The organism is Geobacter grbiciae, from assembly GCF_018531165.1.
GTDB classification, from domain to species: Bacteria; Desulfobacterota; Desulfuromonadia; order Geobacterales; family Geobacteraceae; genus Geobacter; species Geobacter metallireducens.
Genome location: NZ_JAHDIW010000014.1, coordinates 1 through 20239 on the forward strand (window position 1 = coordinate 1; position 20239 = coordinate 20239).

Here is a 20239-nt window from a genome sequence, read left to right on the forward strand (position 1 = left end):
CTACTTCCTTCTGAAAGTCCACCAGCACTGCGGACTCCTCAACCAAAGGCGCTTCAACTAAAAAACGAAAGACTCAAAAAAAAGCCTACGCAAAGGTAGGCTTCAAGAATCTTCTTGCTCCTTCGACAACCCCTCGATCCAGGATGGTGCTGGACAGGTAGCTTTGCGTCACCCAGTTACCCAGGTTTTGCCCAATTCGAGCGCTTATGTTTTTTACGTTTACCCCCAATCATGAAAGTTGTCTATACCATAAAAATTTTATTAGCTTAATGAGCTACTATTTGAAAGACACAGAACCATAAAACATCCGTTTTCTGTTCCGCCTGTACGCCCATAACTACCCGCAATCCCTATAACAACATTTAGGATCGAGCTGCAGATATGGCTGCAGATCCAGTCCAATCTCACCCCGTCTCTAAATCATTTCTTTTTGAGACGGGCTTGTGGAGGAAAACGAGGTGAGTAAAAATGCGGCTTTAGCGGCCGCATTTTTATGATGTTTTTGGGACATGATGCGGGTGATTATGAAGTTGCTACTTTTGATTTACTTCTAGAGATTTCCACCTGACATAATCCCATGGGTAGTATGCATCCTGCTGACTCATTGGCACTTCTGTCAGCAGGGGCTGCGTATGATGTCGGAACCACTGTCTGAAAGGATCCTGCTCTTCCTTCGGTAAATCTCGTATCGCGGCCAATTCATGCGAGGTCTCTGTTAGTTGATGCTGGACAACTGATATTGAAGTCTCTTCCCATTTGCTGGTGGCCCCCAGAGAAGGTCATTCGGCTCAAAACATTGCAAATAGTCTTGTCTATTGCGGATTTACGGATTCGGGTTACATCTTCCATTAGCGGCATAGCACAAAATCGTAATCATTCGTTCTCAAGGAATCGCCGACATTCAGAGATTAAATTTGACAGCTCAGCTGCGTCCGGCCGTGAAGTAATTATGGCAAGGACATCTCTGATTTGTTGATTCCTCGGTATGATCTGTGACGGACTCTCCCACAACCAATCCAGGATAAATGGTGCTGAGACCCTTTGCTTGCATGGTTGCCACTTCTTGGCGGGTAGGTACGTATGCTCCTAATCGGATTATCCCACGGTGCACTTTGTTTGCCGCCCGTATGGCACTGTCTGGAACTCCGAAGCGATCATTGGGATTTGGTGGATTGATCACATTTCTCTCCTTTGGTTCAGGCCACTCCTTCGCTAAATATCGCAAGCCTGTTGCAGGAGCGCAACATATTCCTCAGTAACATCCTTCGTCGTAAAGCCTTGCGCACGTGCGACATTTGACCAAACCCAGTCAGCATCCGCATCGAAACCAGGGTTTCCCACCAATTTATATATCCTGCCTGATTTCGTTACGCCCTCAGCTGTCTCTGCATTGAATGAGGTTATCGGTGTGCTTATACGAAAACCCACCAATTCTGTAATGCCTTTGCACCCGCCTTCATAGAATTTTGCCACTATCCTCCCCTGCGCTATACTCTACTTCAACAACAACATCAACGCCTCCCGCCCAGCAACGCACTGGAGTTGGCAGGGCTGCCGGCCGGCAGCGGTATTTCGAACGGGGATGAAGGCGTTCAGGAGGATCGGCAATGGGTAAGCGTATCATGCCGTGGCTGCTGGCAGGCTTGTTCATGGCACCGCCGGCAGCGATCGGAAAGGAGGCACGCACCATGAGTGAACTGCAGATTTCGAGTCCGGCATTCACCCACAAGGGAGCGATCCCGGCCCGTTTCACCTGCGACGGGCAGGACATCAACCCGTCCCTGGCGTTCGGCAACATCCCGGCCGGCACCAAATCCCTTGCTCTCATCGTCGACGACCCGGACGCGCCGGTGGGAATGTGGGTCCACTGGGTGATGTGGAACATCCCCCCTGAAACGAGGGAGATCAGGGAGAACAGTGTCCCCGCCGACGCCATCCAGGGGCTCAATGACTGGAAGAAAAACCGCTACGGCGGCCCCTGCCCCCCGTCGGGGACCCACCGCTACTTCTTCAAGCTCTACGCCCTCGACTCGAAACTCACCCTGGCGCCGGCCACCACCAAAACCGCGCTGGAACGAGCCATGACGGGGCACATCCTGGCGCGGGGAGAGCTGATGGGGACCTATCGCAGGCACTAACCCTTCCCATCGAACTCCTCACCCTCGGCGACGAGCTTTCTCAGCTTCTTCGCGCCGGCCCGCTCCATGGGCTTGCCGGTTATACTGCTCTTGGGGATACGACGGATGTCCGCGAGGGGATAGACGGTGCATTCGACAACCACGCCATCGTCATCAAGGTAGATATGGGGATAGTCGAAGAACTCCCCGCCGTGACGGATGGTAACGATCTCCAGTTCGTACGGTATCCCCTTGCCACGGAGAAATTCCTCTACCTCCTCATTGGAAGCGGCGAAGAGGTGGAGGTCGATGTCGCTATGCGCTGTCACCGCGCCGGTGAGGACCGACCCCACGAGACGGGGCTCGAACGGCGCCAGCATTTCCATGAGCCGGAGGGCCGCGCACCTCAGGCGGAGCAGCCGTTCCGGCAGCACATCTTCTTCGTGGAGGCCGATGAGGCGCTGCAGCTCCCCATGGATCTCGGCATTAGACGGAAGGTGGGAGCCCAATGACAGGGCCTTCTCGGGACCGAAGCGCCGGGCCGCCTTCCGCTTGGCGTCACGGTATTCCCGCACCCCTTCCTCGTACATGAGCCGCGCCGCCTCCTGGGCGATGCTGCGCCGTATCCTGTCTTCCTTTCGCACGATTGCCCCGGCGCCCCCTCCGGCCCCGCCGTGAAGCGCGATGCCGGATACGTGGTATACTCTCTTTTGATAATTCATCCTCATCTTTAAGTATACCCGAACGGGCTCCGTCACGGGAGATTCGGAGGAGAACATGACACGGATGTCCAGAGAGCGTCAGGAACGGCTTATGGAACTGCTGCTGGCCGAGAAGAGGCGGCTGTGGGGCGAGGTGCGGCGGGAGTTGTTCGGCCAGGTGGGAGGAGAGCTGCAGAGCCAGAACGACCTTCCCCAGGATGTGGGTGATCGGGGGCTCATCGATACGCTTGAGGACACCGGTATGGCCGTGGCTGATATTCGCCGGCAGGAACTGACCCGGATGGACGAGGCCCTGGGCCGGCTGAAGGAGGGACGTTACGGCTTCTGCGATGAGTGCGGTGCAGAAATCGACGAAGGCCGGCTCCGGGTGGCCCCCTACGCCCCCTGTTGCATCAGTTGCCAGACTCGCCGGGAAGGCCCCTCGTACGGGCCGGGCGTAACGCTCTGAGAGTCGGAGGGTATGCCATGAAAGAAGCCATGTTCTACAAGCGGGAGAGCGGCAACAGGGCCCACTGTGGCCTCTGCCGCCACCGGTGCATGATCGCCGACGGCTCCCGGGGCATCTGCGCGGTTCGTGAGAACCGGGGGGGTACCCTCTATTCGCTGGTCTACGGCAAGCTGGTTGCCGAGAACGTTGACCCCATCGAGAAAAAGCCCCTCTTCCACGTACTGCCGGGAAGCAAGTCATTTTCCATCGCCACGATGGGGTGTAACTTCCGCTGCCACCACTGTCAGAACTATTCCATCTCCCAGGTGGCTCCCAAAGGCCCCGTTGCCGGGATTCAACAGACACCGGAATCCGTGGTGGAAAAGGCCCTGGCAACGGGATCCCGCTCCATCGCCTATACCTACACCGAGCCCACCATCTTCTTCGAGTTCGCCTATGACACCGCCCGGCTCGCCCGCCAGGCGGGACTTCTGAATGTGTTCGTTACCAACGGCTACATCACCCGGGAGGCGCTGACGGCCATCGCCCCCTATCTGGACGCGGCCAACATCGACCTGAAGGGGTTCACGGAGGACTTCTACCGCGATTACGTCCATGGCCGCCTGTCAGAGGTTCTCGACTCCATTATCGAGTACCGGAAGCAGGGGATCTGGATCGAGCTCACCACCCTCGTCATCCCGGGTCTCAACGACTCCGACGGCGAGCTGAAGGGTATCGCCTCCTTCATCGTCGACAACCTGGGGGCCGACACCCCATGGCACGTGACCCAGTTCTACCCCACCTACAAGCTGACCGACCGTCCCCGGACGCCGGTGGAGACGCTGCGGCGGGCCCGCGACATCGGCAAGGCGGCGGGACTCAACTACGTTTATGAAGGGAATGTCCCCGGCGAGGGGGGAGAGAATACCTGGTGTCCATCCTGCTCTGCCCTGCTCATTGAGCGCTACGGCTACCTGATCGAGAATAACCAGATCCGGGACGGGAGGTGCCCCGACTGCGGCACAACCATTGTCGGCATCGGCATGTGATCCGGCTTTTCATTCCAGCATGAAATAAAACGTTGCCCCTTTCCCCACTTGGCCTTCAGCCCAGACCTTCCCGCCGTGGCGGTGGATGATACGCTGGACCGTGGCCAACCCGATCCCGATCCCCTCGAATTCCGCCTCGCTGTGCAGCCGCTGGAATGCCCCGAACAGCTTCCCCGCATAGGCCATATCAAAGCCGGCCCCGTTGTCCCGCACAAAGCAGGCACGTTTCCCCGTCACCTCCATGGTCCCGAGCTCTATGCAGGCGTCATTATTCTTCGACGTGTATTTCCACGCATTACCGAGAAGATTATCCATGACTATCCGCAGGAGACGGGGATCGGCCATGACCACGACACCATCTTCGATGTCAACCGTCACGTTCCGGTCCGGGCCGGATTTGGCAAGCTCCCCCACGATTTCTCTGGCCATGGCCGAAACATCGACGGGGTGCAGGTCTATTTCCGTGCGTGTCATTCGCGACAGTTGCAAGAGGGCGTTGACCAGGGTGTCCATCTTCATGGCGGCGGCCCGAATCCGCTGGAGACAATCCATCCCCGACTCGTCCAGTTTCGAGGCGCACTCCTCCTCGAGTATCCTGCTGAACCCATCGAGATGGCGCAGCGGCGCGCGCAGGTCGTGGGAGACCGAATAGCTAAAGCTCTCCAGCTCCCGGTTGACCGTTTCCAGCGCCACCTTCTGCCGCAACAGATCCAGGTTCAACCGCGTTATCTCTCCCTGCGCCTTCTTCCGGTGCTCTATCTCCTTTTTCAAGGCGGAATTCGCCGCCTCAAGCTCGGCGGTCCTGTTTCTGACCCGCTGCTCAAGGTCAGTGTTGAGTTTGAGTATCTCCTCTTCCGCATGCTTCCGTTCGGTTATGTCCTCCACAAACCCCTCAAGGAAAGCGACGTCACCGTTGTCGTTACGCACTGCTCTCATGGAGAGGGTGGCGATAAATACCGTTCCATCCTTGCGTCGGTACAAGACCTCACTCCGGGCAAACGTAGCCGATTCCAGGACCGACCGGATAAGCTCGGTGCGTTGCATTGGATCGACAAAAAGCTGCGACGTAATATCGGTCACGGCGCCGACTATTTCCTCAGGAGTATCGTAGCAAAACATCCCGGCAAGGGTTGCGTTGACTCCCAGAAACCTGCCACCAATGGTGGACTGGAAGATGCCAACGGGCGCACTCTCGAAGATGTTCCTGAATTTTTCCTCTGACCTGCGGAGGGCCGCTTCCGACTGGTTTCGCAGGGTTTCGCGCTCAAGGCTGAGGAGTCCGAAGGATATGGTCTGCGCTACCTCTTCGAGCAGCGCCACCTCATGTTCGCCGAAGAAATTCACCTCATGGTCATACACCATCAGGGCGCAGCAGACGTCCTCACCCAAGCGGATGGGAAACCCCGCGACGGAATGCCATCCCGCTCGGGCCGCTGACTCTCGCCACGGCAACGTGCGCGGATCGTTCAGGAAATCATTGCAGACATACGTGTGCCCCTCGCGAATGGCTGTCCCGCAAGGGCCACGTCCCTCGGGGCGATCGTCGGCATAGATGCGGATACCGTTCAGGTAACCGGTTTCGTCCCCCTCCTGGGCTGCCACCTTGATCTCGTGGGTAGCGGGATTGTGCTGGCCGATCCAGACCATGGAGAACTTGCCGGCCTCAACCAGGACACGGGTCACTTCCCGGAACAGCTCCTCCCGTGTCCTGATACGGACAATGGCATGGTTAACCTGACTGAGGGCCGCGTAGAGACGGTTGAGGCGTTTTATCTCCCGCTCCTGCTGGTTGTGCTCTTCACCCTGCCGCGACGCATCTTCCATCAACACTCCCCTGCGCCGTTTCTACCGGTTGGCGGACGGCGCATAGTTCCCCTTTCTCGTATACCGCGCATCCAGGCCATGTCAATCAAGGCAATTGCAAGGGGTCGGCAACAGGATCACCTCCCCCGCCGGTACCCTTCCTGGGCCGCCAGCAGATCCAGGAGCACGGTGGCGAGGTCATCCAGTTCCGGCGGCACGCCGGCGCTCCCCGTGGGGGAAAGGCGGGTCTTCAGGTACTGGGAGCAGGCAAGGCAGATATCGACCCGGTGAGGGCCTTCGCCCGTGGTGAAATGAGTGAGTTGTTCCGGGTCGTCGTTGCCGCAGAAGGGGCAGTTTGGCTGGTTGTAGGTCCAGCGGCTGAAACAGGTGGAGCAGGAAAGGTGGCGCTCCCCTTCATCCCCCACCAGTTCAGCCATGGCGGCGGGGGATCCGCAGACCGGGCAGAAGTGCTTGTTCCAGCCGGCATAGAGTCCAGGGTCGACCCCTTCGGCCACCTGCTCAAGGGCAACCCTCAGGGGAGTGTGGAAGGCAAATTCCACGAGCCCCGGATCAATGCGGACCGCCAGGGCCGTTTCGAGAATCACCCTCCGCTCGTGGGCCAAGACACCCCGCAGAAGCGCCAGCAGGTCGGCCTCTCCCTCCGCAAGTGCCGTCCGGAGACGCTCCAGACTCTCGCCGCCATCGTTCCCCATCCGCTGCATCACGTCGATCACCGTGCCGATGAACGCCAGCGCCTCCTCGCGGTCGACGGCAATGGCATCGAAGGAGATGAGAGGGATCCCGTCACGCAAGCGGTCAGCCGCCGGGCTCTCCGGCAGAGTGACCGTCAGGCCCGTCTCCCCCTCCTTCCCGTCAATGGCAGCATACAGCTCGCTGAAGATGGCGAGCACCTCGGTGTACTCGGGGTTCTCGCGGCACTGCGTATCGACAAAGGCCTTCTTTTCGGCGGCTCGTGGCATGGCGGATGGTTTTCCTTTCAGGAGAGAATCACAGCGTCTGCCCTCCACTATTACCTTTCTTTGCCGTTTACCGCAACCTTCCGGAGGACAAAACCGTCACTGGGCCGGTCCACGGTGCCAGTTCAACTATCGGAACGCGCCAAATGGGCTGCATCAGTGCAGCAGTTTTTAGGGGTTATACCTGATTGCCGTTGATCCGCGCCTATGATACAAATCAGTTGGCTGGTTTTAATCCAACCCTCCATCTCCATGCGATCAGCCAGAATCGCCCGAAGATATGGGGATCCCCCTGGGCTGGCAGGAATGTTCCATTTGGGAGGATGAGCGGTTGTCCGCGAAAGCTGAGGGACGCTGCGGGCGAGCGTTTCAGCGTCGGGGTGCTGCACGACGGTGAAACAACCGTATCCTTTGGCGACCGCCTGTTTGCCGTGCCGATCCGGACGTTGTGGGAAGAACGGGGAGGCAACCGGATAAATGTTCCATTTGGGTAGATCACCGGTTCACGCGCACGCGCGCGTGAACCGGTCAATAAGAAGTTAAGCGGCGAGGAAAAATCAGATGACAATAGATACGGCTTCGGCGAGAGAAATAATCTCTGGATTAAAGTGGTACTTTCAGGCAAAAAATTTGGCCCTGAGAAGTGCAATAACTATAAGATGCCCACTATCAGTCGATCAACAGAATGACATCCGCATCTATTATTCTCTATATCTTGCAAACTTACTTTCCGCCACCGAAATGCTTTTGGAAAAGGAATATCCATTTTCGCAGGACTTCAAGGATGAGATAGAAAAATCTTTATCGTTTCCCGGTTTTCCTGATGGAGAAAACAACTATTCTTATCTGAGAGAGCTAAGAAATGCCGTGATCCACAGGGGCTTTGATATTTGCAGCTCTGCACATATTAAAGACGATATGCCGCTCATGATAGCGCCACAATCCATCATCAACAGAAACGGCAAGAAATCGTATTCTGCTTTTGGCTTTTACTTTCTTGAAATGATCTCAAAATGTGAAAAGGTAGTTGGCCCTCTCATTGAAACACACCTTAAATCAAAGAGGCTACTTCAACCTTTGTCAACTCAAGAGCAACTGGCGACAGAAACTAAGAACCACTTATCAAATGCTGTTGGGATCCCCGATTGGGTAAAAAGCATGGCATTCGAACAGATAGACAATATTGATCACAATCAAATTCAATTAGAACAAATTCTAAATTTATGATGGTTGGTAATTCAGTCCCTTCCGACATCTTGCCTGCGCTCGAAGTCGGCGCATACGCTGCCCATATCCCCTATCATCTTGAATGGGCTCATGAGACAGTTTCGGATGAAAAGCGGCTCGAATTGCAGGAACACCAGAGGTGTTTTCTTCTTGAAACTCTTCGCTCGCTTCCCGAAGTCCTGAATCAAATTTCTGGACTTTAATAAACCACACGCGAAAAAGCTGCCCGGGCGGGGCAGCGGACGTCGTACTGAAAGAATTGGGGACCGGGCAGTAGACCATTCTCATTTCCGGAGATTACACATGAGTACGGACAATCTTGCGCTGAACATCAGAGAAAAGGCGATGGAGGCCGGTTTCGACCACTGCGGGATCGTGAAAATAGATGCCTTAGCGGACTATGTCTCGCGGCTCGAAGAGCGTGCGGCTGCGTTTCCCCGATCGAAGCCTTTTTACGACTTCCTTTCCAAGCTCGGGACACCGCAGGCAGCTCACGAGTGGGGAAAGTCGGTCATCGTTTGCGCCATGCGGTACGGGAAGTACCGGATTCCGAACCAGGCGGATAGGCACATCGGCAAGCTCTACCTGTACGGAGGATACAGGCAGCCCGCTTATTCCCAGGAATATGCGGGCATGGCCAGGTTCGAGGCATTTCTCGCGGCGGAAGGAATAAGGTTCGCAAAAGACGTCTTCGGGATCGCTCCGGCGCGGCTTTGCGCAGCACAGACGAATTTGGGGGTGATCCGGAGCAACAACTTCCTCTACACCGAGCACGGCTCGTGGGTGTGGCTGGAAACGTGGCTCATCGACAGGGAACTGGAATACCGGGAGAGCCAGAATACGCTTCCGTCCTGTCCGCCCGGCTGTTCCAAATGCATTGACGCCTGTCCCACCGGCGCGCTGAAGGCGCCGTTTCTGACAGACGTGGGTACGTGCATCGCCCGGCTCACCTACAGCCCGTCCGGCGAAGCCCCCGAGCCTCTGCGGGAAAGCATGGGCACCTGGCTGTACGGCTGCGACGAGTGCCAGAATGCATGCCCCATTAACAAGGGAAGATGGGAGGAAAAGGAGGAGTACCCGCGGCTGGAGGAACTCTCACGGCACTTTTCCCTCGAGAAGATCGCGGAGATGGACGAACATGCCGTTTCAGACATCCTGTCGCCCATGTTCTGGATCATCGGCAAGGAGAAGCTGTGGATGTGGAAATGCAACGTCATACGGGCCATGGTAAATGGCAAGGATCCCGGACACCACTCCACCATTCGGAAGCTGTGCGATGACGGTAACGAGAACGTACGGCGGACGGCGGAGTGGGCGTGCCGCCAGCTCGGCATCTGACGCCTGAGTAACTGGTCCTCCCAAAACCTACCCCGCCCTCTTCTCAAGCCCCCAGCGGATTCGGATCCGTTGCTCGATGATCCCGAAGAAAAACCGGTCGAGCAGGAGGCCGAACAGAATCGTCACCACCATGATCCCCATGACCTGGGCCGCGTCGTTCAGTTCGCGTCCCATGTAGAGCAGGAAACCAAGGCCGATGGTGGATTTGATCAGTTCAGCGGAGACGCCGCCGTGCCACCCCAGGGTCCACCCCATCTTGAGGCCCGTAACGATGGCAGGAAGCGCCGCGGGAAGGATCACCCGCGCGGGCATTGCGTACCAGGGGGTGCCCAGGGTTTTCGCCGCCCGGAGGTAGAGGGGGGGAATCTGGAGAATGCCGCTCGACGTGGCAATGGCTATGGCGGGAACAGAGCTCATGATAATTACGAAATAGATCCCCCGCTCGCTCAGTCCGTAGATGAGGAGGGAAATCGGAACCCACGCCGCTGTCGGCAGGGTCTGAAGGCCGAGGAAGAGCGACTTGAAACAGAGATTGGTTATGGGACTGACCCCCATGAAAAGGCCGATGCTCAGCCCGATTGCCGCCGCAAGGGTGAACCCCTTGCCCATCCGCACGAGAGTGGCCTCGACACTGGGAAGCAGATAGCCGTCCGCCCCCAGTTCCCACAACCGCTTTGCCACCTGGACGGGAGAAGGGAACAGGTATTCCGGGATCATGCCGGCTGTGAACAGCAGTTGCCAGAGGGCGAAAATCAGCACGTAGAAGAGCACCACGGCAATGGTTGCCCTTTTGGTCTGCTCACTTTTCATCGGGAGGATTCTCCAGTTCTTCCATGATCCGGCTGGCGTATTCACCCACTTCCTGATCGTTGATATCCCTCGGCCGCGGCAGGTCCACGCGGATTTCCCTCTGGACCCTGCCGGGCCGCGGCGTGAAAACCAGCACGCGGTCCGCCAGGCACGCGGCCTCCCGCGGATCGTGCGTGACGGAGATGATGGTCTTGCCGGTACGGACCAGGATGTCCTGCAGATCGGCGTACAGCTTTGTCCGGACCAGGGCGTCGAGGGCGGGAAACGGTTCGTCGACAAGCAGCACCTTCGGATCGGGGGCCAGGGCCCGGGCCAGCGCCACCCGCTGCTTCATGCCCCCAGAGAGCTCATGGACCAGGGATGTCTCGAATTCCTCCAGCCCGATCATCTTGAGCCACGAGCGTGCGGTCTCGCGCTGTTTCCTGAGGCGAAACCGGAATTCCCGTTTGTGCTTCAGGCCGTACATGACGTTCCTGACGACGTTGAGCCACGGGAACAACGTGTGTTCCTGGAACATCATCAGGCGATCACTCCCCGGCATGGTGACGGGGCTGCCTTCAAAGAGGACTTCTCCGGTGGTGGGCGTTTCGAAACCGGCAATAATATCGAGGAGAGTGGACTTCCCGCAGCCGGAGGGGCCGAAGAATACCACGAACTCCCCTTCCTCGATTTCCAGGTTGGAGGGTGCCAGCGCCTCCACGGCCTGCGTGACACTCTGGAAGGTCTTCGAAACATTCGTAAGTTGCAGCAGCTTCGCCCGCAATGGTTCTGCCGAAACACTTTGCGGCTGTGGCGCTTGCATTTTCGTTCGGTTACCGAACTCCATCACTCACCTCGGGCAGGTTCTTCTGCCGTAACACCGCATTCAAGGGTTTGAGCGCATAGATTCCGTCAAGTCGGGGACTTGGCCTGAGAAATTTTATCCTATGTGCAATTTCAGCCAATTTCACCAGGGACGGGGCGATGGGATCCCAGGTAAATTCCACACGACTGAGGGCCCGGCTGATGACCTCGCCTTCCAACTCCTTGCCTGTGTCTTTCTTCAGTTGCCCGTTGAGGAGCCTGGCGGTTGCCGCCTTGTCGGCATTCATCCGTTGGGTGAGTTCCACATGGGCCGTCAGCAGCTTTTTCACCAGATCCTCGTTCTCGGCCAGAAATTTTCTATGCACGACCAGATGGGTGGTCACGTAGCGCCCCTCGGGCCAGAGGCTTTTTTCATCGAGAAACAGACGCCCCCCACCCTCAAGTTCCAGACGGGAGAGCCACGGCTCGATGGTCCAGGCCCCGTCAATCTGCTTTTTCTTGAACATGGTCAGTTGATCAGGGTTGGAAAGGGGAACCAATGAAACCGTCCCTCCTGTTTCATTGAGCCTGTACCCCTTGGCCGCGAACCAGGCCCGGGCAGCGAGGTCCTGCGTGTTGCCCAGTTGCGGCGTGGCGATGACCTTGCCGTGAAAATCCTTTTCCCCCCCGATTCCCGAATCCTTTCGCACCACCAGCCCTGCTCCGCCACTGGAAGCGCCCGCCACAATGACGAATTTCTCCCCCTTGGACTTTATGTACCCGTTGATCGTCGGACTGGGGCCAATGAACGCGGCATCAAGCGCATCGGCGAACAGGGCCTCGATGACCGACGGCCCGGCATTGAAGGGGATCCACTCGATGGGGACGCCCACCATTTTCTCCAGTTCGCCGGTTGCTCGCGCGTAGAGGGCCTGCCCATGGGTAATGTTCGGAAAATACCCCAACCGGAGCCGCTTGGCCCCTGCGTGGGCCTGGGACCAGGGCACAAGGAGCAGGCAGAGAAGAAAAGCTCCCCACACCCGGCCCGATTTTATCGCTTTTTCCCAACCAATAGCTCCGGCCACCTGGCGCCCCCGTGAATCGTATTGCGGCGATTGCCGCGGAAAGGTACCGACGTCAGAGACAGTATAAAGTAATTTCGGGCGATTACCTCATATCGCCCACCGGAAAGGCACAAAAAAGCCTGCCATGTTCAAGGACGGGTTTTCGCACAAGGAAACTGCTCCGCAGCCCTTGTCTTGCTCCCCATGGGGTGTACCCTTGAAGCTGAGAATGGTTCGACTGCCCGGCATTCACGCAGGCGGCTCTTCGCGCGCCAAAGGCCAGAGCGCGCAGGGGTGGACTGCAAGGGGGCATACGTCACGCAAGGAGGCTGAGATGATCTTCGAGGAGTTACGCATCCGCGGGAAAGGAAGCCCGATTCCCCGGATCATCGGCGCGCTGCTGGCGCTGGCCATCTGCTGCCACACGCTGGTTTCGCCGGTCGGCGCGGCGGAAGAAGCTTACGAATACCCGTTTGCCGATCCGTACGCCGCCACCGTGATCGGCACGCCAAAGGAACTGCAGGCCGAAGTGCCGCGGAAAATCCCCTTCAGAGAGCCGGAGGTGACCGTGTTCGAGGACCGGCCGGTTCCCGATATCCTCTGGTACGACAGGAAGCTGCGCTATTCCATTGCCACCCAGCGCCGGCCGGCACCGCTCATCTTCCTCATTGCCGGCATGGGGGCCGGGCACAACGACCCGAAAATCCAGTTCCTGCAGCGGGTATTTTTCAAGGCGGGATTCCATGTGGTCTGCCTCCCCTCCGCAACCCACCCGAACTTCATTCCCGCTGCATCGGGGAGCGGTATTCCCGGTTTCCTGATGGAAGACGCCCGGGACCTCTACCGGGCCATGGAGCTGATTACCCGTGATGTCCGTGAAGATGTGACGATCACCGGCTTTGATCTGGCCGGATACAGCCTCGGTGCCGATCACGCCGCGTTTCTGGCCGAACTGGACAATCGGCTCAGCCAGTTCAGGTTCAACAAGGTGCTCCTCATCAATCCGCCGGTGAGCCTCTACCATGCGGCAGGGGTCCTCGACGAGATGATCAAGAAGATCCCGGGAGGGGAGGAGAAATTCCAGGAATTCTTCGACAATGCCTTCAGGGCCTTTACGGCCATCTACCAGTCGAACGAACGGGTCGAATTTACGGGCGATTTCCTCTTCAGGGGCAGAAAGCCCAATGACGAAAACCTGGCAGCCCTGATCGGCCTTTCATTCCGGCTGGCCGTGGCAAACATGGCCTTCACTTCCGATGTCTTCACCAATGCCGGCTACATCAAGCCGAAAAACCTCGAACTCTCCACAACCGACTCCCTGACCGACTATTTCAAGGTGGCGGATCTGGTCAAGTTCCTGGACTATTTCCGGGATCTCCTCGCCCCCTACTACCTGGAACAGATTCCGGGGATGACCGAGCGGCAGCTGATCGAACAACTCAGCCTCAGGAGCATCGAGCAATTCCTGCGCAATTCCCCGTCGGTCTATCTGGTCCATAACGTCGACGATATGCTCCTGGCGCCGGGAGACATCGACTATCTGAAGGATGTGTTCGGCTCCCGCGCCAGGATCTACCCCCGGGGCGGCCACTGCGGCAACATCGACCACCGGGTGAACGTGGCGCACATGCTGGAAATCTTCAAGGGGGAGACAACTGGCGGAAATACGGGCAAGACAGTTCCGGATGGTGACGAAGCCGCCGGCGCGGGGAGAGAGATGAAGTCCGGTGCCGAGCCGGCGGAGCAGACGCAGACCGCGCTTCCGTCCCAGGAAGCCGTTCCTCCACTGAGGGATTCCGGCGGATCGCGCAATGAGGCATTTACCGCACCCCGTCCGGCCGTCATTTCCACAGGAATTTTGAACGGACAGGCAGGGGCGCGAAATCCGAAGCCCTCCGCCACAGGGACGCGGCAGATCATCGCCCCGCGCCGCTCAGAGGCCAAGCCGGGGCTGTCATACGTCATCGACGTGCATGATCCCATCGAACCGGTAAACCGGGCGCTCTACCGCTTTAACGCCATGTTTGACGAATACCTGTTCCTGCCGGTAACCCGGGCCTACGAATTCATCACCCCGGTCTTTCTCCAGGACCGGATCTCCGGCATCTTCGCCAACATCTCGGAGGTCCGCAACCTGACCAATTCGATTTTCCAGTTGCGGCCCAAGACCTCCGCCACGGTCTTTACCCGGTTCCTCATCAACTCGACGCTCGGCATCGGCGGGATGTGGGACCCCGCCACCGATCTGGGCTTTCCGAAGCACGAGGAAGATTTCGGCCAGACGCTGGGGTGGTGGGGATTGAAGCAGGGGCCGTATATCGTGCTGCCGATCTTCGGCCCTTCCAGCCTGCGGGACACGACCGGCCGCGTGGGGGATTCCGCGGCGAGCTATTTCTACCTCTACCAGCCAACGGACATGGACCAGAATATCGGCGCGGGATCAGCCTACACGGGCGGGAACGCCATTGATACGCGGCACAACATCCCGTTCCGGTACTACCAGACCGGCTCCCCCTTCGAGTACGACCTGGTGCGCCTGCTCTACAAGAAGAAACGGGAGCTGGACATAGAGCAATAATTTTTACCCCAGCAGGAACTCGAAATCCTCCCGGCTGATGCCTCCCCCGTCCCCTGCGGAGTTCTCCTCCAAAAGGGCATGGTAGAGCTTGAGCTTGCGCTTTTTCAGTTCCATCATCTTCTCTTCGATGGTGTGGCGCATGACAAGGCGGGTGATGGTGACCTGGCGTGTCTGGCCGATACGGTGGGCCCGGTCGGAGGCCTGGTTTTCCACTGCGGGGTTCCACCAGGGATCGAGATGGAAGACATAGGTGGCGCGGGTAAGGTTGAGCCCCTTGCCACCGGCCTTCAGGGAGAGGAGGAAGACGGACGGCTCATCGCCCTTCTGGAAGGCGGTGACGAGTCTTTTCCGTTCGGGGACCGGAGTGGAGCCGTCGAGGCGATAGTAGTGAACCCCCCTGCGGGACAGTTCTCCTTCGACGATGTCGAGAAAAGAGGTGAACTGGGAGAAGACGAGAACACTATGCCCCTCGGCGAAGAGTTCTTCCAGCTGCTCCACGAGGAACTCCACCTTGGGGGACGGTTCCCTGGAGTCGGAAATGAGAAGCCGGGGGGAGAGACAGAGCTGGCGCAGCCGCAGGATGGCGGTGAGGGCAATGATACGCGCCTGGCCGGGTGACTTGCCGCGCCACGCTTCGAGCACGGTCTCGCGTACCTCTTCGACGGTGCGGGTATAGAGGGCCTTCTGCCGGGGAGTCAGCTCCAGGTAGATGTCGGTTTCGATTTTGGGGGGAAGCTCGGCGGCGATCATCTGCTTGGAGCGGCGCAGGACAAAGGGGCGTGTGCGCCGGATGAGGGTTTCGAGGAAGGGAGCCGCGGCGCTGCCGGCCTGGCGCCGGAATTCTTCGTAGGAGCCCAGAAGTCCCGGCACGGCCAGGTCCATGACCGAGTAATACTCACCGAGGTGGTTTTCAACCGGGGTGCCGGTGAGGCAGAGGGTGAACGCGCCCCGCAGTCGGCGGCAGGCGCCGGTGGTGTCGGCCTGGATGTTTTTCACGGCCTGGGCCTCGTCGAAGACGATGCAGTGGAAAGGAATCTCCGCCAGGATCCCGATATCACGGGGAATGATGCCGTAGCTGGTGAGGACGATGTCGACTCCGGTGAAATCGGCGCTGCGGCCGGTGCCCCGGTAGGTAAGGACGGTGAATGCGGGATAGAAGCGGGCCAACTCGTTCTCCCAGTTAAAGAGGAGGCTCGGGGGAACGACGATGAGGTGAGGACGCGGCTCCGTCACCCGCGGGGGGAGCGTCCCCTCGTGGAGCGCCGCCAGAAGGCTGATGGCCTGGATGGTCTTGCCGAGCCCCATGTCGTCGGCGAGGCAGGCGCCGAAGCGGTGGGTGTAGAGAAAGGCAAGCCAATGAAAGGCGTCCACCTGGTAGTGACGCAGGGTCGCCTGGAGCCTTTCGGGGAGGGGGGATGACGGTATCTCTTCGAAGGTGGCGAGGCTGGCGAAGATCCTCTCATCCTCGGGGGAGAGGCGGACCGAGACCCCATGGTGCCGCAGGACGAGCCAGTCGAGGATCTGGAGCCGCGGGATGCGGACCACCTCGGCCTTCATCCGCTTCTTCACCCCGGCCTGGGGGTAAAGCATGGCCAGGATGCGGGACGATTCCTCGTTGATGAGGAGAAAGGAATCGCCCCGGCGGAAGACGCCGCCGCTGGCCATGGCCTCGGCGATCTCCTGTTCGGTAAGCTCGCCAGTGCCGCAGCGGATCTCGGGGCGGAGCTCGAACCAGTCCAGGGTGGACCGGGTGGCGTCGAGGGTCACATCGAGGGTCACAGCCTCCACCGGGCGGTCCTGGAGTACCAGGTCGAAACCAGCCTCCGCAAGGCGGCTGTGAAGTGCGGGGAAATGACGAAAGAGCGCGTCGCGGTTGACGGTCATGGCGCCGGCAAGGTCCGACGAGCCGAAGATTTCGGCACCGAAGAGCCGGTAGGGGATCTCCAGGAGCCGCGCCTCCACCTTCGGGTCGGCCACGGACATGAGCCAGGCGCCATCGGCCGCCAGGAGCGTCGTCTCGCGGGTTTCGCAGGCCGCGGCAAACGCCGTGATGATCCGCTTCGCCTCGCTCTTCACGGTGCGTTTCAGGAAGTCGTCGCCCGCAAGGGCGTGCCTGATGGTCCGCTCCAGTTCGGTCCTGGTGACGCAGTCGAGAGCTGCGAAGCAACCGGCGATCACCGCGCTACTCCGCTTCTTGGTCCTCAGGGGAACCGATGCCGTGGACCGGCCCCGGCTGGTGAAAAAGCTGAAAGCGCCGGAGGAAAGGGGAATTACCGCGTCGCCGTGGACCCCCTCGGCCAGCAGCAGGGCGGTGGTGTCGTTCATGTCGGCCACCCGCAGGCGGTAGTCGTGGGTGATCCGTGCGGGTTCGCTCACCCCACCGGCACCGGAAAACCGGATGCGTTCGAGGATCGTGGGAAGCCCCTTCTCGGCAACGGTCAGCCCGATGGCGTTGAAGGCATCTGCAGGAAGGGAGATGGTCCGGGAATTGCGCTCGACGGAAACGCCGGTGTCGAGGCTCCATTCGGCGGCCTCGTAGTTGATGGTGTTCCAGAGATCCCACCCCTCGAAGGAGTCGATGACCCGGACAGCACCGGCAGGGATGTCGAAATAGTAACGGTAGGCGGCAAAACAGGTATCCGGAATGGGATGGCCGTCCTCCAGCCCCTTGCGGGCAATGACCATGCCGCGGGCCTGCTCCAGGAGGGTCAGGGTGCCGTGGGCCCGGCCCCGATCAAAGCGAAGGGGTATCTCATTGCCATCCTGGCGCAGGGCCATGGGGGCGTCGTCGCCAAAGGCCTCCAGGTAGCGCTCGATGATGAAACCGCTCTCCCGGGGATTGAGGAGGGTCCAGAGGAAATCCCGCACCGTCCGGGGGAGCGCCTGGTCGTGGATGGAGACGGGATTCTCCCCCTGCCATATCCGCGCCTGGATGCCGTTTGTGCCCCGCTCCACCACGAGGCGCGGCACGACCGGCGGAGCCGGTTGCGTGGCCTCAACGCCCGAAAGCCAGCCGCTCACCTCGGCCAGGTAATCGCTGTCGAGCCGGAGGCTCGTAATGGCCTGATGCACCAGCCCCTTTTTCAGTACCGCCAGGGCAGCGATAACGTGGGAGCAGTGGCCGGTCGGGCGCCAGAGCGGACAGTCGCAGGACGGGGTAAGGAAGCCACCGCTCGCCTCCAGTCGCACCTCGTGGTGCCGGCTGCCGTCCATGACTTCGGCAAAGAGGGTGGCACCGTCGGGACTCCAGTCGATTCCCTTCACCCGCTTTTCGATGGCAAGGGCGAGCCCCCGCAGCACGGTGGGCTTGGCGCCCAGGGTATAGATCATTCCCGCCGGCAGATCCCGCAGGGCATTGAGCACCTTTTCGCCGACGGCAGGTGCCGCGGTCGAACGTATCCGCTCCCTGGCGGCGCCGGGTCGTGCCGGCATCCGTTTTTTTCTTCCCCTCACTCCTCAGTCCCTCGCCATCTCGCTCAAATAATTCCGTGCAGAGGCCCGCCAGGAGCACCAAGGGCATCGACTCGCCGCTCGATCTCCGGCACATCCAGAAGCGGCGGCGCGTGATGGGGCTTCACCCGGGCGTCGATGACGAGCGCTCCCCCGCATCCCCAGTGTTTGCACCAGACCGCAGCGCCGATGCCGTGGATGTCGGCGGCAGGGTTGGAGCGGGTGAAGGTGACCCAGAGGAAATTGTTGAGGGTACGGGAAGTAAAGGCGCTGTCGTCCACGATCACCACCAGGGGGAAGCGGTTGATGGGGTCATCGGGGGCGAAGGAGGCGCAGAAACGCTCCAGGTCAGGGGCGCCGTTGTCCCCGTAGCCCGGGAAGGCCGGACCGGTGACGGCCAGGATGCCGGGAAGACAGACATGGGGGGTGGTGAAGCCGTCCGGAAGCCGGAGCCCCGCCGGCACCTCCGTGGGAAGGTCGCGCCGTTTCGGGCCTGCCGCGGCCACGATGACTTTGGACCCTTCGTTGAGGCCGCTCCCCGAGTAGTCGAGGGTGTCGATGGTGGTGCGGGTGTGGAAGTGGAGGTCGCGCCGCCAGTCGACCCGCTCCAGGATGAAGGTGAGGAACTCGTCGATGTGGTGGATGTCCGGCGGGTTGTCCTCGTTGGGGGTGATGAAGAGGTATTTGGCCAGGGAGAGCTGGCCGTTGCCCAGGATGGCGCTGGCGATGGTGAGGAGTTCCCGCGGCACCCGCTCGGCCTCGTAGGGGACGTAGCGCTCGCTCCCCACGGCCAGGAGCAGGGGGTGGACCCCGGCGGCGTCCACGGCATGGACCCCCTTCACGCCGGGAAGGACCTCGGGAATGAGGGCGCCGGTCAGTTCGTGGATGAAGGCGCCGAAGGTGGTGTCCTCCTGGGGGGGGCGACCGACGGAGGTGAAGGGCCAGATGGCGTCGTCCCGGTGCCAGACGTTCTCCACCCGCAATACCGGGAAGGGGTGGGCCAGGCTGTAGTACCCCAGGTGGTCGCCGAAGGGACCTTCGGGGAGGGTCTTGTTCGGGTCGATGGTGCCGGTGATGACGAAGTCGGCCTCAGCGGGCATGGGGAGTTCCCCCCGTCGGCAGACCATGGCCAGCCGGTGCCCGGCAAGGAGGCCGGCAAAGGAAAGCTCGGGAAGTCCCTCAGGAAGGGGCATGACCGCGGCCACGGTCATGGACGGCGCTCCTCCCACGAAGATATTGACGCGCAGGGGCTCGCCCCGTTCGATGGCCTCGGCGTGGTGGACGCCGATACCCCGGTGGATCTGGTAGTGGACCCCCACCTCTTCGTTCAGGCGATAATCGTTGCCGGCCAACTGCACCCGGTACATCCCCAGGTTCGAGAAGCGGAAGCCGGGGCGCTTGGGGCTCTCGGAGTAAACCTGGGGGAGGGTCACGAACGGACCGCCGTCCAAGGGCCACGATTTGAGCTGGGGAAGTTCGGCGATGGTGGTGCGGTGGCCGAGAATCGGCCCCCGGGAGACCTGGCGCGGAAGGAGCCGGAGCGCCGCCAAGGGGGCCCCCGCGTATTCCTTGGGATTTTTCAGCACGGCGGTCGGATTGATCTTCAGCTCCACGAGACGGCGGATGTCGTCCAGGGTGTCCCGGAAGATGAACTTGGTCCGGGCCATGGTACCGAAGAGGTTGCCGAGCATGGGAAAGCGGCACCCCTTGACCCGGGTGAAGAGGAGCGCCGGCCCCCCTGCCTGGTAGACCCGGCGCTGGATGGCACCGATCTCGATGTTCGGGTCGGTCTCCACATCAATACGGACGAGATCGCCGCGTGCTTCCAGGTCAAAGACGCAATCCTGCAGGTTACGATAGCCCATGGTTCCGGGGGCCTCCTTTGTTCAACTCG

At 59.9% G+C, this 20239-nt stretch carries 15 protein-coding genes and 1 riboswitch; of the genes, 6 read left to right on the plus strand and 9 right to left on the minus strand.

Annotated elements, in window-relative coordinates:
• Nucleotides 1-121: 121 nt before the first annotated feature.
• Nucleotides 122-202, minus strand: a riboswitch (cyclic di-GMP riboswitch).
• Between the two features lie 1010 nt (nt 203-1212).
• A complete protein-coding gene (locus KJB29_RS15010) occupies nt 1213-1473 on the minus strand; it encodes a hypothetical protein (protein ID WP_215735236.1) in 261 nt (86 codons plus the stop codon).
• A 134-nt stretch (nt 1474-1607) separates the two neighbouring features.
• Between KJB29_RS15010 and KJB29_RS15015 the strand changes: the two genes are divergently transcribed.
• Nucleotides 1608-2138 (plus strand): YbhB/YbcL family Raf kinase inhibitor-like protein, encoded by a 531-nt coding sequence (locus tag KJB29_RS15015; protein WP_004513179.1) that lies wholly within the window; start codon nt 1608-1610, stop codon nt 2136-2138.
• Here the strand turns inward: KJB29_RS15015 and KJB29_RS15020 are convergent.
• Entirely contained in the window at nt 2135-2761 is a 627-nt protein-coding gene (locus KJB29_RS15020; RefSeq protein ID WP_011365761.1) for a hypothetical protein, read from the minus strand. The genes KJB29_RS15015 and KJB29_RS15020 overlap by 4 nt on opposite strands.
• Nucleotides 2762-2894: 133 nt before the next feature.
• Between KJB29_RS15020 and KJB29_RS15025 the strand changes: the two genes are divergently transcribed.
• Nucleotides 2895-3287: a TraR/DksA family transcriptional regulator gene (locus KJB29_RS15025; protein WP_011365760.1), complete on the plus strand. Its 393-nt coding sequence runs from the start codon at nt 2895-2897 to the stop codon at nt 3285-3287.
• A 17-nt stretch (nt 3288-3304) separates the two neighbouring features.
• The gene (gene amrS, locus KJB29_RS15030; RefSeq protein ID WP_004513176.1) at nt 3305-4315 is read left to right on the plus strand and encodes an AmmeMemoRadiSam system radical SAM enzyme; all 1011 of its coding nucleotides are present in this window, start codon (nt 3305-3307) and stop codon (nt 4313-4315) included.
• A 9-nt stretch (nt 4316-4324) separates the two neighbouring features.
• On the opposite strand, the gene KJB29_RS15035 is transcribed toward amrS, so the two are convergent.
• Both KJB29_RS15035 and KJB29_RS15040 read right to left on the minus strand, forming a co-directional pair.
• The gene (locus KJB29_RS15035) at nt 4325-6139 is read right to left on the minus strand and encodes a GAF domain-containing protein (RefSeq protein ID WP_004513175.1); all 1815 of its coding nucleotides are present in this window, start codon (nt 6137-6139) and stop codon (nt 4325-4327) included.
• 116 nt (nt 6140-6255) lie between these two features.
• The gene (locus KJB29_RS15040) at nt 6256-7098 is read right to left on the minus strand and encodes a formate dehydrogenase accessory protein FdhE (RefSeq protein ID WP_215735237.1); all 843 of its coding nucleotides are present in this window, start codon (nt 7096-7098) and stop codon (nt 6256-6258) included.
• Between the two features lie 558 nt (nt 7099-7656).
• Here KJB29_RS15040 and KJB29_RS15045 point away from each other — a divergent pair.
• Together KJB29_RS15045 and KJB29_RS15050 are read left to right on the plus strand one after the other, a co-directional pair.
• The gene (locus KJB29_RS15045) at nt 7657-8322 is read left to right on the plus strand and encodes a hypothetical protein (RefSeq protein ID WP_215735238.1); all 666 of its coding nucleotides are present in this window, start codon (nt 7657-7659) and stop codon (nt 8320-8322) included.
• A gap of 303 nt (nt 8323-8625) precedes the next feature.
• The gene (locus KJB29_RS15050; RefSeq protein ID WP_215735239.1) at nt 8626-9660 is read left to right on the plus strand and encodes an epoxyqueuosine reductase; all 1035 of its coding nucleotides are present in this window, start codon (nt 8626-8628) and stop codon (nt 9658-9660) included.
• Between the two features lie 27 nt (nt 9661-9687).
• Here KJB29_RS15050 and KJB29_RS15055 read toward each other — a convergent pair whose 3' ends face one another.
• From KJB29_RS15055 to KJB29_RS15065, 3 genes are read right to left on the minus strand one after another with little or no spacing between them, the layout of a single operon-like run.
• Nucleotides 9688-10470 (minus strand): ABC transporter permease, encoded by a 783-nt coding sequence (locus KJB29_RS15055; RefSeq protein ID WP_215735240.1) that lies wholly within the window; start codon nt 10468-10470, stop codon nt 9688-9690.
• Entirely contained in the window at nt 10460-11233 is a 774-nt protein-coding gene (locus tag KJB29_RS15060) for an ABC transporter ATP-binding protein (RefSeq protein WP_246561589.1), read from the minus strand. Before KJB29_RS15060 ends, KJB29_RS15055 begins: the two co-directional genes overlap by 11 nt.
• A 49-nt stretch (nt 11234-11282) precedes the next feature.
• Nucleotides 11283-12338 (minus strand): ABC transporter substrate-binding protein, encoded by a 1056-nt coding sequence (locus KJB29_RS15065; protein ID WP_215735242.1) that lies wholly within the window; start codon nt 12336-12338, stop codon nt 11283-11285.
• Between the two features lie 313 nt (nt 12339-12651).
• Here KJB29_RS15065 and KJB29_RS15070 point away from each other — a divergent pair, with 313 nt between their 5' ends.
• Entirely contained in the window at nt 12652-14895 is a 2244-nt protein-coding gene (locus tag KJB29_RS15070) for an MlaA family lipoprotein (RefSeq protein ID WP_215735243.1), read from the plus strand.
• Between the two features lie 3 nt (nt 14896-14898).
• Here KJB29_RS15070 and KJB29_RS15075 read toward each other — a convergent pair whose 3' ends face one another.
• Complete coding sequence (locus tag KJB29_RS15075) at nt 14899-18327, minus strand: DEAD/DEAH box helicase (RefSeq protein ID WP_215735244.1); 3429 nt, start codon at nt 18325-18327, stop codon at nt 14899-14901.
• A gap of 44 nt (nt 18328-18371) precedes the next feature.
• Complete coding sequence (locus KJB29_RS15080) at nt 18372-20210, minus strand: UbiD family decarboxylase (RefSeq protein WP_215735245.1); 1839 nt, start codon at nt 20208-20210, stop codon at nt 18372-18374.
• Nucleotides 20211-20239 lie beyond the last annotated feature (29 nt).